11 protein-coding genes are annotated in these 12,517 nt (G+C 63.1%); 7 read left to right on the top strand and 4 right to left on the bottom strand.

Annotated features, from left to right (window positions below; genetic code table 11):
• Positions 1-84: 84 nt before the first annotated feature.
• The 4 genes from GV829_RS01705 to GV829_RS01690 are packed head-to-tail and all read left to right on the top strand — an operon-like array spanning position 85 to position 4,219.
• Positions 85-825 carry an SDR family NAD(P)-dependent oxidoreductase gene (locus GV829_RS01705; protein WP_169943531.1) on the top strand — a complete coding sequence of 247 codons (741 nt, stop codon included), beginning with the start codon at positions 85-87 and terminating at the stop codon, positions 823-825.
• Positions 826-861: 36 nt separating this feature from the next.
• Entirely contained in the window at positions 862-2,088 is a 1,227-nt protein-coding gene (locus tag GV829_RS01700; protein WP_169943530.1) for an acyl-CoA dehydrogenase family protein, read from the top strand.
• 53 nt (positions 2,089-2,141) lie between these two features.
• A complete protein-coding gene (locus tag GV829_RS01695) occupies positions 2,142-3,182 on the top strand; it encodes an amidohydrolase family protein (RefSeq protein WP_169943529.1) in 1,041 nt (346 codons plus the stop codon).
• On the top strand, positions 3,179-4,219 hold the full coding sequence (locus GV829_RS01690; protein ID WP_169943528.1) for an alcohol dehydrogenase family protein: 1,041 nt from the start codon (positions 3,179-3,181) through the stop codon (positions 4,217-4,219). The genes GV829_RS01695 and GV829_RS01690 overlap by 4 nt, the downstream gene beginning before the upstream one ends.
• Positions 4,220-4,249: 30 nt before the next feature.
• Here GV829_RS01690 and GV829_RS01685 read toward each other — a convergent pair whose 3' ends face one another.
• Positions 4,250-5,983, bottom strand: a complete 1,734-nt coding sequence (locus GV829_RS01685; protein WP_169943527.1) for an N-acyl-D-amino-acid deacylase family protein — start codon at positions 5,981-5,983, stop codon at positions 4,250-4,252.
• A gap of 425 nt (positions 5,984-6,408) precedes the next feature.
• Here GV829_RS01685 and GV829_RS01680 point away from each other — a divergent pair, with 425 nt between their 5' ends.
• Positions 6,409-7,473, top strand: a complete 1,065-nt coding sequence (locus GV829_RS01680; protein ID WP_169943526.1) for a hypothetical protein — start codon at positions 6,409-6,411, stop codon at positions 7,471-7,473.
• Between the two features lie 88 nt (positions 7,474-7,561).
• Complete coding sequence (locus GV829_RS01675; RefSeq protein ID WP_169943525.1) at positions 7,562-8,581, top strand: acyl-CoA dehydrogenase family protein; 1,020 nt, start codon at positions 7,562-7,564, stop codon at positions 8,579-8,581.
• Positions 8,582-8,591: 10 nt separating this feature from the next.
• Here GV829_RS01675 and GV829_RS01670 read toward each other — a convergent pair whose 3' ends face one another.
• From GV829_RS01670 to GV829_RS01660, 3 genes are all read right to left on the bottom strand, one after another.
• A complete protein-coding gene (locus GV829_RS01670; RefSeq protein WP_169943524.1) occupies positions 8,592-9,731 on the bottom strand; it encodes an acyl-CoA dehydrogenase family protein in 1,140 nt (379 codons plus the stop codon).
• A 66-nt stretch (positions 9,732-9,797) separates the two neighbouring features.
• A complete protein-coding gene (locus GV829_RS14345) occupies positions 9,798-10,580 on the bottom strand; it encodes a helix-turn-helix transcriptional regulator (protein ID WP_169943523.1) in 783 nt (260 codons plus the stop codon).
• Between the two features lie 60 nt (positions 10,581-10,640).
• Positions 10,641-11,684, bottom strand: a complete 1,044-nt coding sequence (locus GV829_RS01660) for a substrate-binding domain-containing protein (protein ID WP_246202954.1) — start codon at positions 11,682-11,684, stop codon at positions 10,641-10,643.
• A gap of 183 nt (positions 11,685-11,867) precedes the next feature.
• Here GV829_RS01660 and GV829_RS01655 point away from each other — a divergent pair, with 183 nt between their 5' ends.
• Positions 11,868-12,407, top strand: a complete 540-nt coding sequence (locus GV829_RS01655; RefSeq protein ID WP_169943522.1) for a hypothetical protein — start codon at positions 11,868-11,870, stop codon at positions 12,405-12,407.
• The last annotated feature ends 110 nt before the right edge of the window (positions 12,408-12,517 follow it).

The following is a 12,517-nucleotide window of genomic DNA, read 5'->3' as shown; positions in this document are numbered from 1 at the left end:
GGAATGGCATTGACAAGCCCGACGGTCAATTCGATTATCCATTTGGATAAGGCGAGAGACTCAACAGAACGGGAACGGCTGGCGATGCGTGACGATACCGATTTCACGGGCAAGAAGGTGTTGGTGGTTGGCGGATCGAGCGGCATTGGCAATGGCGTAGCCCATGCTTTCCGCGAGCGCGGTGCGGCCGTGCATGTCTGGGGCACGCGGGCACGGGTTGAGGAGTATGACCCGGCCGAAGGCTCTGACATGGCCGGCCTTGGCTATGATTGTGTTGATGTGGGTGACCCCGACGCGATCGACGCCGCGCCCGTTCCGTTCGGAGGCGCGCTCGACGTGCTGATCCTGTGTCAGGGGACGGTGGTCTATCGCCGCGGTGAGTTTGAACGGCCCGGTTGGGACAAGGTGATGGCGGTGAACCTCGACAGCCTGATGCATGCGGGTCGCAAGTTTCACGGCGCACTGGCGTCGGCGCGCGGCAGCCTCATCATCGTCAGCTCGATTGCGGGGCTGAAGGCCAACATTGGCAATCCGGCCTATGCCGCTTCAAAGGCAGGGGCGATCAGCCTCACCAAAACGCTGGGCCAAGCCTGGGCACGAGACGGCATACGCGTCAATGGCCTCGCGCCTGGGCTGGTCGATACCAAGCTGACCAAGGTGACAACCGAGCATCCGGAAAGGCGTGCCGGGGCATTGGCGTCCATCCCGCAGGGCCGAATGGGCACGCCCGGCGACATGGCGGGCGCGGCGCTGTTCCTCGCCTCGCCGCTTGCCGCCTATGTCACCGGGCATACGCTCGTGGTGGACGGTGGGCTGTCGCTATGAGGCGAAACGCGGAAAATTTTCAGTACGGAGAGAGCAATGGATTTCGAGCATAGCGACAAGGTGAAGGGCCTGCTGGCGCAGATCGGCGCCTTCATGGACGAACATGTCTATCCCAATGAGCAGGCCTATCATGACTTTGTCACCGACCCCGCCAACCAGTGGCAGGAATGGCCCGGCATGGAGCCGCTCAAGGAAAAAGCCAGGGCGCTGGGCCTTTGGAACCTGTTCCTTCCGCATGAATATGGGGAATTTTCGCCCGGACTCACCAACCTTGAATATGCGCCGCTAGCGGAACTGATGGGCCGTGTGCCCTGGTCGAGCCAGGTGTTCAACTGTTCGGCGCCCGACACTGGCAATATGGAGGTGCTCGCCAAGTTCGGATCGCCCGAACAGCAGGAGAAATGGCTCAAGCCGCTGCTCGATGGCTCGATCCGCTCGGCCTATGTGATGACCGAACCGCAGGTCGCCTCGTCGGATGCCACCAACCTCGAACTGTCGATCACGCCCGATGGCGACCATTATGTGCTCAACGGGCGCAAATGGTGGATTTCGAACGCTATGCACCCGCGCTGTACTATCTGGATCGTGATGGGCAAGACCGACTTTGATGCGCCCCGCCATGCCCAGCATTCGCAGATACTGGTCGAGCCCGACACGCCGGGCATTACCATCGTCCGCCACCTCACCGTGTTCGGCAGCCACAATTCGCCCGGCGGTGAATGTGAACTGAGGTTCGACAATGTGCGGGTCCCAAAGGAAAATCTCATCCTCGGTGAAGGGCGCGGCTTCGAGATTGCACAGGGCCGCCTCGGGCCGGGCCGCATCCACCACTGCATGCGCTCGATCGGTCAGGCGCAGCGCGCGCTGGAGATCATGGCGCGGCGGGCCGACAGCCGCGTCGCCTTTGGCAAGAAGCTGGCCGACCAGTCGAGCATCCGGCAGGATGTTGCCAAGAGCTTTTGCGAGATCGAAATGTCGCGCCTGCTGACCCTCAAGGCGGCTGACGCGATGGACCGCTATGGCAACAAGGTGGCCAAGGATCTGATCGCCGCGATCAAGGTGGTGGCACCGCAAATGGCACAGACTGTCTGTGACCGGGCGATCCAGGTGCATGGCGGTATGGGCGTGTCCGACGACACGCCGATCGCCCGCTTCTTCACGCTCAACCGCTTTGTCCGCATCGCCGACGGCCCCGACGAGGTGCATATGAGCCAGCTCGGCAAGCAGAAGATCAAGGAATATGCCGCGATGAACGAGCGGTAAGTCACGCGTCTCCCTTTCTCGCCAGCGGGAGAGGGAGACAGGGGGAGCCCACCATGCCCGAAGCCATCATTGACCCCGATCTGCCGATCATCGATCCGCACCATCATCTGTGGGACTGGCGGTCCCGCATTCCGCATCTGCCGCCGCAGACGCATCCGTTCGAGGCGATCCTGCGCCAGTCGCCGCGCTATCTGCTCGACGAGCTGCTGGCGGACGCCGGGGCCGGGCACAATGTGGTCGGCACCGTCTATGTCCAGTGCGGCGCCTTCTACCGGGCTGAGGGACCGGAGGCGATGAAGCCGGTCGGGGAGACCGAGTTCGTCAACGGTGTCGCGGCGATGGCGGCGAGCGGCATCTATGGCGTCACCCGCGCCTGCGCCGGCATTGTCGGCCATGCTGATCTCGGCCTGGGTGATGCGGTGGCGGATGTTCTCGACGCGCATATCGCAGCAGGCGGCGGACGCTTTCGCGGCATCCGTCACATGATGGCGCATGATGATGATCCGGCGGTGCTGGGGCCGTTGGCGCACAGTGTCGCCGGTCTGTGCGCATCGCCTGCCGTTCATGCCGCGCTCCGCCATTTCGCCAGCCGCAACCTCTCGCTCGACCTGTGGGTGCTCGAACCACAGCTGCCCGAAGTCAGAGCGCTGGCAAAGGCCTTCCCCGATGTAGCGATGGTCATCGACCATGTCGGGACGCCGGTCGGCCTCGACCGCTACGCCGGACAGCGCGAGGAGCGTTTCACCACCTGGCGCGCAAGCATGGCCGCACTCGCCGAACTGGCCAATGTGCATGTGAAGCTCGGCGGTCTCGGCATGCCTTTCCCCGGCTTTGACGGCATGGGCCCCGATGTCCGCCCTTCATCCGAGACGCTGGCGACGGCATGGGCGCCCTATATCGAAAGCTGCATCGAACTGTTTGGCGTGGGTCGCTGCATGTTCGAAAGCAATTTCCCGGTTGACGGCTGGGCCTGTGATTATCCGACGCTGTGGAACGCATTCAAACGCATCGCGGCGGGCGCATCGGCGGACGAAAAGGCGGCGCTGTTCGCTGGCACGGCGGCGCGTTTCTATCGGTTGGAGGGGACGGCATGAAGGCCCTGCGTTACTATGGCGCGCGCGACATAAGACATGAGGCGATGGACGATCCCACCCTGCTGTCGGAGCGTGACGCGCTGGTGAAGATGACCGGCTGCTCGATTTGCGGGTCCGATCTCCACATCTATCATGGTCACGGCTTTTCCGAGGATGTCGGCTTTTGCGTCGGCCACGAGGCGGTCGGCGAAGTCGTCGAGGTCGGCCGGGGCGTCAGCCGGGTCAGGGTTGGCGACAAGGTGATGATGCCCGCCGCGGTCGGCTGTGGTGCCTGCCGCTCCTGCCTGTCGGGCGTGGTCAACACCTGCGAGAACCGGGGCGGCGGCTGCTATGGCCTCTCCGCCAATCTGCAAGGCGTGCAGGCCGAGGCATTCCGTGTCCCGGCGGCGGACATGAATGCGGTGCGCATTCCCGATGGCGTCAGCGAGGATCAGGCGCTGATGATGACCGACGCGCTCGCCACCGCCTGGTATGGCGCGCGCAATGCCGACATCAAACCGGGCAGCAGCGTCGCGGTGATCGGCCTTGGCCCGATTGGCCTGATGGCGGTCGACAGCGCCTTTGTCATGGGCGCGCATGTCGTCTATGCGATAGACCCGATTGCCGAACGGCGGGCGATGGCCGAACAGTCGGGCGCAATTACCCTCCACCCTGACGAGGCGCTGGAACGGATCAAGCAGGATACAAAGGGTTTCAAGCTCGACTGCGTCGTCGAAGTGGTCGGCAGCGACGCGACGGTCGATTTTGCGCTGCGGCTGGTGCGCTCACGCGGCACGGTGTCGGTCATCGGCGTCCAGCAATCGCGCCGCTTTGGCTTCCCGCTCGAACGCGCCTTTGCCGCCGGCCTCACCTTCCGTATCGGCACATGTTCAGTGCCCGAAGAGCTGCCCGCACTGTTCCCGTTGGTGCAGTCCGGGCGGCTGCGGCCCGAACGCTATATCAGCCACCGTCTGCCATTGAGCGCGGGGGAGGAAGCCTATCGCCTGTTTGACAGCCGGGAGGCCGGGGCGCTCAAGATGGTGCTCCACCCCGACTGAGCCGACCACCCGCCGGCCTGACATGTCCGGTCAGGCCGCCACCGCATCCTGCCGCCGTACCAGTCGGCCGGGCAGGGCGCCGCTGTGCTCGCCATGGCGATAGGTGACGATGCCTGACACGATGGTGGCGACATAGCCCTGCGCCGGCTGCTGCATCCGCTTGCCCCCGGCCGGCAGGTCATAGGCGATGGTCGGCACATCGAGCCTGAGCGATTCCAGGTCGATGACATTGATGTCGGCCTTCAGCCCCACCGCCAACCGTCCGCGATCCGCCAGCCCGACCAGCGCCGCCGCCTTGCTCGTCATCTCGGCAATCGCGGTGGGCAAGGGGATACGCTGCTCCTCGCGCGCATCACGCACCCAGCGTTGCAGATAATAGGTGGGGAAGCTGGCGTCGCAGATCAGGCCATAATGCGCCCCGCCATCGGCCAGCGCCATCAGCGTGTTGGGGTGGCCCAGCATCGTCCGCACCGCGTCGAGATTGCCCTCGCTGTAATTGGCGGCGGGGAGGTAGAACATCGCCTTGCCGTCTTTCGCCAGCAGCGCGTCATAGGCATAGTCGTCGAGCGACAGGCCAGCTGCCGCCGCCCGCGCCTCGACCCGGTCGTCGCGTGATGGCTCATAATTGGGCGTGTCATCCCAGGGGCAGGTCGCCCGGAACGCGCCGATCAGTTGCAGCGTCGTCGGGTTGCTGTCCTCGGGCTGCTCGCTCAGCAATTGCGCGCGGAACGCCGGATCGCGCATCCGCTCCACGCGCTCTGCGAGCGGCAGATGGGCAATCGTCTTGTAGCTGGGGTGGCTGCTGAAATGATGGAGGCTGAGGTCGAGACCAAAGAACATGCCGACCGGGCGCGGCGCCACCTGACCGGTGATCGTCAGCCCTTCGGCATTGGCTTCGCTCAGTCTGTCCAGCACGGGACGCCAGCCCGGCCCCTTTTGCCCCGGCACGTCGAGCAGGGTGAAGGACAAGGGCCGCTGGCCGCGCTTCGCGACGGTGCGCAACAGTTCGAATTCCTCGACGGCATCCTCCATCGGCGCGGGGATGATCTGGAAGACGCCGCCGCCGGCATCATTCAGCCCCTCGGCCAGCGTGCACAGCTCATCAACATCGGAATAGAGGCTCGGCGCAATGTCTCCGGCGCGGGTGCGGTGCATGACGTTGCGCGACGTGGTGACGCCAAAGCCGCCGGCGCGGATACCCTCCGCCACCAGCGCCCGCATCTGCGCCAGATCCTCGGCGGTCGGCGCTTCCTGCCGCGCGGCGCGTTCGCCCATCACATAGATGCGCAGCGCCGAGTGGGGGATTTGCGCCGCCACATCAATGTCGAGTTGCCGCTGTTCGAGCGCGTCAAGATAGTCGGGGAAGGTCTCCCAGTTCCACGGCAGGCCATCGACCATCACCACTTCGGGAATATCCTCGACCCCCTCCATCAGCTTGACCAGCATGTCGCGCTGGTGCGGCCGGCACGGCGCAAAGCCAACACCGCAATTGCCCATCACCACCGTCGTCACGCCATGACCCGATGAGGGGACGAGGCGGTTGTCCCACGTCACCTGACCATCGAAATGGGTGTGCACATCAACAAAGCCCGGCGTCACGATCAACCCGCTGGCGTCGATCGTCTCTTTCGCCGTCGCGCCAGCGGGCAGGGTGCCAACCGCCGCAATCCGCCCATCCTTCACCGCGACATCGCCGCGATAGGGCTCACCGCCGCTGCCATCGACAATGGTGCCGCCGCTGATGATAAGGTCAAAGTCCGCCATGGCTCTCTCCTGCCGTGCTGCCGCCATGGCGCTGCGATCAAAACGCCGCCGTCACCATGCGAGTCTTGGACAGCATGATGCCCTGTTTGGCATGCGAATGCCATTGGCGGATGCGGCAGTATGGGGAGGACGCACCGAGGGTAACGCTGCTCCATAGCCGCCGTCCCCCGGCGAAAACCGGGGTCCGGAGCGGCAAAGGCCGGGCTGTCCTTTGGCTACAGGGCAGAGTTGCGCAGAATGCGATATCGAATATGTCACTGCATTTATTCAAGAAATTTTGAATTACTCCACAGAAACGGAGCTGTTTCTGCAACAGTTTTGGCTTTTATCGAACATCCTGTCGGCATGAATGAATGGTACAAGACTGCCCACTCTGGACAGTGCTGTGGCATAGCCTTACCTATTGAGCGTTTTATGGCGCTGGAATGGGGGAATTCCAATTGAGGCGTTCAAATCTTGTTTTGACTGCTGCCGCATTGGCATTGCCAGTTGCTATTTTGGCTAGCGCATTGGGTGCCTCGTCAGTCGTGAGTGCTCAGACAACGGAAAGGCGGCAACCTGGGTCGGAAGCAGAACAATATGCATCGGCCCAGCGCAATGTAGGACTTTACCGCCAGATTTTTGACCCTGCAACACCAGATAACCCTATCATTGGAAGATCCTACCGAGATTTGACTGCAGAAGATTTTCGACGCCTGCCTAGAGATTGGGATATTGTGATTGTCTCGACGCTGCTCACTTATTCCAATGAATTTTATGATCTGGTGGATAGTATTAAACCCACGGCCATGACGCGTGAGCAGTTTTTGCATGTGCTGCTGAGAGAAACCGCACGGCGCGAGATTCTCCACGAAAATTTGAACAACTCGTGGTTTATGCCACCTGCGGTGGCAAATCAAAACGTCACCATCAGCCGCCCGCTGGACGTGCCACCCGAACAACGCTCCACCGCCACCATCCCAGCGATTGATGCGCTTTATCGAGATGTCGCAACCACCTTGCTGCAGCATCCTCGCGCTGTGGCGGTGCCCATGCAGCGCGACATCGCCAACCAAATTGGCTTCACCAATGGCGGGGGTGGAATAGAGATGGACAGTGATATGAGCGCATTTATGGCCGGTTATGTTGCGGGCGCTAATCCGCTTTTCTTCAACGGCAACCAAGCTGGCCGTCCCGCAGGCCCGCTCCCCCTCTCCCTTGGGTTCGATAGGTCTGTTACCATTGCGCAATTGCACGAAGCCTATTGCGCCATTGTGCCCGCCATTGTGCAACCTGGCCGTGCGTTTGGCGTGTACCAGAATATGGCGGCCAGCGCGGGTTTTATCATGGCGCGAGAGGATGCCAGGAACGGTTTTGCCAGCAATGACATCCGCCTCGCCTATCACGGCGAACCATGCCCCGCAACGCCTGTGCCGTGGGATCACCAGAGGATGAGCCTCGCCATGACGGGTATTGATATGCTGCCGGAACAGGTGGGTGCAGCCCGCTAGTGCATTACCCGCACCCCGCCTGCCACACTCGCCAGCTTCCGTCGCGCGCCCCTGTGCAGCATCACTGCTGCCAACAAGGGAGAGGGCCATGCGCGTTTTTGATCTGCCGCTGGATGAAGGGCAGGTGATGCTCGATGACGGGCTCGCCCGCTATCTGGCGGATCGGGACCGGGCTGACTGGGACGGCCTCGCCGCTGATCTGGGGCTGATGGGCATTGGCGTGGCCGAGGCTGCGGGCGGTGTCGGTGGCGGCGGTGTCGAACGCGCGCTGGTCATGGCGGCGCTCGGCCCGTCATTTCTCGGCGGCGCCTGGCTGGCCCACAGTCTGGCGAGCGGGCTGCTCGCCGATGTCGCGCCGGGCCACGCCGCGCTCGATGCACTGGTCGCGGGCACACAGCGGGTGGCGCTGGTCACCGGCCTGTCGGCTGAGGCGCAAGGCGCCGGTTGGACCTTCTCCGGGCGGGCGGATGTTGTCGCCGGGGCCGATGCGGCCGATTGGCTGATGCTGCTCGCCGATGACGCCATCGCGCTTGTCCCGGCCGATGCCGCCGGGGTCGAACGGCGCGTGCGGATAATGCACGATGGCAGCGGCGCCGCCGATGTCGCGGTGGCGGCGCAGGTCGCCAGCGATGCCGTGCTGGCAACCGGCGCAGACGCTGCGGCGCTGGCCGATCAGATCGGCGATGCCTGGCTCACCGGTCTCGCCGCCGAAGCCTGTGGCCTGATGGCGCGGATGATGGCGACGACGGTCGATTATATGGGCCAGCGCAAGCAGTTCGGCTTGGCGATCAGCAGCTTTCAGGTGTTGCGGCACCGCATGGCCGACATGCAGATGGCGATGATGAAGGCCGTCGCGCTGACCGAAGTCGCGGTGCTGGCCGAGGGTGATGCGCCCGCCCGGCGCGGCCACAAGGTCGCGGCTGCCTGTGTCGAGGTGGGGGAAGCGATCCGCTTTGTTGGCGAACAGGCCGTGCAAATCCATGGCGCGATGGGCCTGACAGAGGAATTGTCGCTCGGCGGTCTCTACAAGCGGGGGCTGGCGATTGGCGCGGCGCTCGGCCCGCTCAGCGCCCAGCTCGCCCGGCACGCGGCGACGGCGGCCGCCTGACAGGTCGGGTTTAGCCTATGACCATGCGGGCGAGCAGGTCGCGCTGGATCTCGTTGGACCCGGCATAAATCGTCCCCGCCCGGTCGTTGAGGTAGCGCGGCACGGCCACCGCTTGCAGGTCGGGCGTCTGGCCGTCGGCATGGGCCCAGCCCGCGCTGCCGGTGACCTCGCAGCCGAGCACATCGATGCGCTGCGCCGACTCGGTACCCTGGATTTTCAGCAGCGAGGCATAGAGGGCAGGGGTGCCGCCCACACCGCGCATCGACTTCATTTCAATCGCTTGCAGGGCCTCCAGCGTCACCGCTTCCCGCTGCATTCGGGCGCGGATCAGCGGGTCTTCATTGTCGGTCGCCAACAGCCGGTTCAACAGCGGCTTGAGTCCCGGCGTATAGGCCCCGCCGCGTTCAAAGGTGAGGAGGTGCTTGGCGACGGTCCAGCCGTCATTCTCCTCGCCAAGGCGGTTGGCCTTGGGCACGCGGACATCGTCGAAAAACACCTGGTTGAGCTCATGCTCGCCCGCCAGCGTGATGATCGGCTTTACCGTCACCCCCGGCGTGGCCATGTCCATCAACAGGAAGGTGATGCCCTGTTGCGGCTTGCCCTCCGACGATGTGCGGACCAGCAAAAACATGCGGTTGGCGAACTGCGCATGGGTGGTCCAGATCTTGGACCCGTTGAGGATATAGTCATCGCCATCGCTGTCAGCGCGCAGCTTGAGCGAGGCGAGGTCGGACCCGGCGCCGGGCTCGGAATAGCCCTGGCACCAATAATCCTCGCCCGACAGGATGCGCGGCAGGTAATGGGCCTTCTGCTCCGGCGTGCCATAATGCATCAGCACCGGGGCGACCATCTTGAGGCCCTGTGGCGCAAGACTGGGCGCACGCGCACGGCCATATTCCTCGGCAAAGATATAGCGCTGCTCATCGCTCCAGCCGGGGCCGCCATATTCGGTCGGCCAATCAGGCGCAGCCCAGCCGCGGCCATGCAGGATACGCTGCCAGGGCAGCGAAATGGCGGGGTCGTAAAAGACACTGGTCGCCCGTTCCCCGGCGCGGCGGAAGTCCTCGGCGAGATTCTCTTCAAAGAAGCTGCGCACCTCCTCGCGGAAGGCGGCAAGTTCGGCGGCGCTGTGCTGGGTCTCGACTGTCATGATGCCGATCATCACCAGCGATCGTGCCGCTGCCAACTGGCGAAGCTGTCAGTCAGTCAGTCCCGCTCAGGCGAGGCGTGCGCCGACATAGCCCAGGCCAGCGGCAATCTGGATCGCCTGTGCCCGGCCGGTAGCGCCCAGTTTACCCGCCGCATTGCGCAGATGGAACCGGACCGTTGAGACTGACAGCGACAGGATGATACCGATCTCGCCATCGGTCTTGCCGGCGGCGGCCCAGCGCAGGCACTGCACCTCACGCCGGGTAAGCGATTGAAGGCCGCTATTCTGGCGAGGGCGGCGGCGGGCCTCGATATGCGTCGCGACAAAGCGCAGCGCCAAGGTGTGGAGATAGGCGGCCTCACGCGCGAAAATCTCCGCAATCGCCACAGGCTCACGCGAGCACCAGAAGACCGCGCCAACCAGCCCGCGCGGCAAATGCACCGGGGCTATGATCGAGTCGCCGGGACCGGCACTGTCCGCCAGCATGGCCTTGTCGATCGAGTCGAGCAACGTGGTCTCCCGCCAGGTTACCAATTTGCCCCTGGAGAAATAGAAAGGCTCTGAAATGAGGCGGGACGCGGTCAGCAACGGTGCATGCAGCGCCAGCTTGCGGTCTTTCCAATAATGATCGTCGGGATTCAGCCATTCAAAGCTAGTTTCGGCATAGGGCCGACCTTCTTGGTCGGACATTGGGTGGGGGTCACCCAAATCGCTTTGCACGGCAATATAGGGCAGGCCGATCCGGGCACCTGCCTCACGGATCTCTTCAACCAGAGCAGGCATTTGCGGCCAGCAAATGGCTGCCGGGTCTCGTGGTGTGGAGGGATCGATGGTTTCCGTGCCCGTCATGAGCCCAGCATTGCCCGCGACCGCTCGCGACTGCAAGCATTTGCGGCAGGAATTTGTCCTTCACTGTCGCGGAATTGGCGGGATACTGCTCTGCCGTACCGTCATACGGCACGGCACAGGCTCATCGGTGAAGGATTCTCCGTCAATGACCGCCAACAGGCGTTGCACCAGCAACTGGCCTGCCTTGCGGAAATCCTGTTCAATCGTGGTCATGGCCGGCGTGCAATGCTTCGTCGCCTTGATCCCGTCAAAGCCGACCAGGGAAACATCAGCAGGCACCTTGACCCCGCGATCATTGAGACAGCGCAGCGCGCCAATCCCGATCAGGTCGCATGCCGCAAAAATACCGTCAAAGGCCAGTCCGCTGTCGAGCATTGCCGCGGTTGTCAAATACCCCTGCTCCTCCCTCGTCACAGCGGCGACATATTGGGCTGGCAGGGGTCCAAGGCCGGCGGCACGCATCGCCTCCATATAGCCCGCGTGCCGGTCGCCGAACTGGCGTTGGGAACTGTCGGTCGGACCGACAAAGGCGATGGCAGTCCGGCCATGGTCGATCATGTGCTGGGTCGCCATCGCACCGCCATGCCGGTTGTCACCGGTCACGCACAGCAGATCGTCGCCCGGTGCACCCCAGCAGATGACCGCCTTGCCCTGTTCGTGGAGTTTGCCAAAATAGTCCCAGCCGCGCTTGTTTTCTGCGCTGCCGATTACCAACAGGCCATCGGCCTGCTTGCCATCCTCATACTGGCCATAGAAATCCTGTGTCTCGTCCTGAAAGGAGACCAGCAGATCATAGCCAGCGTCAGATGCGGCGGTGGCGACACAGCCCAGCAAGGAAAGATAAAATGGGTTGATGTCCGACCTGGCATCCTCCGGCCGGCAAATGACGACGAGGGCGATGGTATTCGTCCGCTTTGAGCGCAAGCGGGCCGCGTTGCGGTTGACCGTATAGTTGAGCGCTTTGGCCGCCTCCATGACACGGCGGCGGGTATCTTCATTGATCGTGCGACAGCCACGCAGTGCTTTGGACACCGTCGGCTGCGATACGCCGACCATTTCGGCAATGTCATGCGAGGTAGGTTGTCCGCGCAGGTTCTTGAGCATGGTCTGGTTCGTCTCCGGAGCTGTTGGCGCATCTTTACCAGCGCGAGCCGCCGCTGTCGCGTCCGTTTGCCTCGACCCCCGAAACCGTGCCTGCCACGAGTTGCAATTGCTGCGCAGCAAAAGGTGCAGCAAAAGTGCAACATGAGGGTCCGAAATCGTCGGAACGATAGGGGGGGAGCCAGTATGAGTGAACAAAAAACGGAGCCGCAAGCCGCCGCTGAAGCACCGCCGGGGCCGGTGGCGGGCATCGTCGTCACGTTGATTGTAGTGGGGTTGATTGTTGGCTGGATCATCATCGGCAACATGTCGTTTGACCCAAAGGGGGAAGCAGTGTTCGCCGGTTTCCTGTTGCTTTGGTTCTGGGCCAACAATGAAAAGCTGGATGTCAAGCGGCTGCCGTCGGCCACGCTTGGTGCCTTGTATGGTATCGGCCTGGCTTGGCTGTTGTACGCGCTGCCGACAAATTATGGTTCGGCGGGATTGGTCGTCGCACTGCTGGCAGTGATTGTGTCGCTCTATGTGCAGACGTGCAATTTTGTGCCGCTTGTCATCAACGCCTCGGCCATGCTGTTCCTGACCGTGGCCGCTGCGCCGCTCATCCTGACCCGCGTTGATTGGATCAACATGATCATCGCAACCCTATTGGGCGCTGTCTATTTCGCGTCCGTCGCTGAAGGTGTCAAATGGTTGGCGGCAAAAATTGGACCAAAACCACCCGCTTGATCGGCTGATGCAGCCAAAGGGACGGTGCCCCCTTTCGCGCTGCTGCAACATTGCTAGCCTTGTCGGCATTATTGTGTGGCCTGTGTAATGACAGGCCAGTCCCCTGGAGC

It is taken from the genome of Sphingomonas lacunae, from assembly GCF_012979535.1.
Lineage (GTDB): Bacteria > Pseudomonadota > Alphaproteobacteria > Sphingomonadales > Sphingomonadaceae > Sphingopyxis > Sphingopyxis lacunae.
The sequence above is the reverse complement of the archived record's forward strand: the minus strand, read 5'-3'. Positions and strand labels throughout refer to the sequence as shown.

Coding starts and splice junctions, on each gene's coding strand:
- GV829_RS01690 (WP_169943528.1), top strand. CDS start 3,179: ATGAAGGCCCTGCGTTACTATGGCGCGCGCGACATAAGACATGAGGCG.
- GV829_RS01700 (WP_169943530.1), top strand. CDS start 862: ATGGATTTCGAGCATAGCGACAAGGTGAAGGGCCTGCTGGCGCAGATC.
- GV829_RS01670 (WP_169943524.1), bottom strand. CDS start 9,731: ATGACAGTCGAGACCCAGCACAGCGCCGCCGAACTTGCCGCCTTCCGC.
- GV829_RS14345 (WP_169943523.1), bottom strand. CDS start 10,580: ATGACGGGCACGGAAACCATCGATCCCTCCACACCACGAGACCCGGCA.
- GV829_RS01685 (WP_169943527.1), bottom strand. CDS start 5,983: ATGGCGGACTTTGACCTTATCATCAGCGGCGGCACCATTGTCGATGGC.
- GV829_RS01655 (WP_169943522.1), top strand. CDS start 11,868: ATGAGTGAACAAAAAACGGAGCCGCAAGCCGCCGCTGAAGCACCGCCG.
- GV829_RS01680 (WP_169943526.1), top strand. CDS start 6,409: ATGGGGGAATTCCAATTGAGGCGTTCAAATCTTGTTTTGACTGCTGCC.
- GV829_RS01660 (WP_246202954.1), bottom strand. CDS start 11,684: ATGCTCAAGAACCTGCGCGGACAACCTACCTCGCATGACATTGCCGAA.
- GV829_RS01675 (WP_169943525.1), top strand. CDS start 7,562: ATGCGCGTTTTTGATCTGCCGCTGGATGAAGGGCAGGTGATGCTCGAT.
- GV829_RS01695 (WP_169943529.1), top strand. CDS start 2,142: ATGCCCGAAGCCATCATTGACCCCGATCTGCCGATCATCGATCCGCAC.
- GV829_RS01705 (WP_169943531.1), top strand. CDS start 85: ATGCGTGACGATACCGATTTCACGGGCAAGAAGGTGTTGGTGGTTGGC.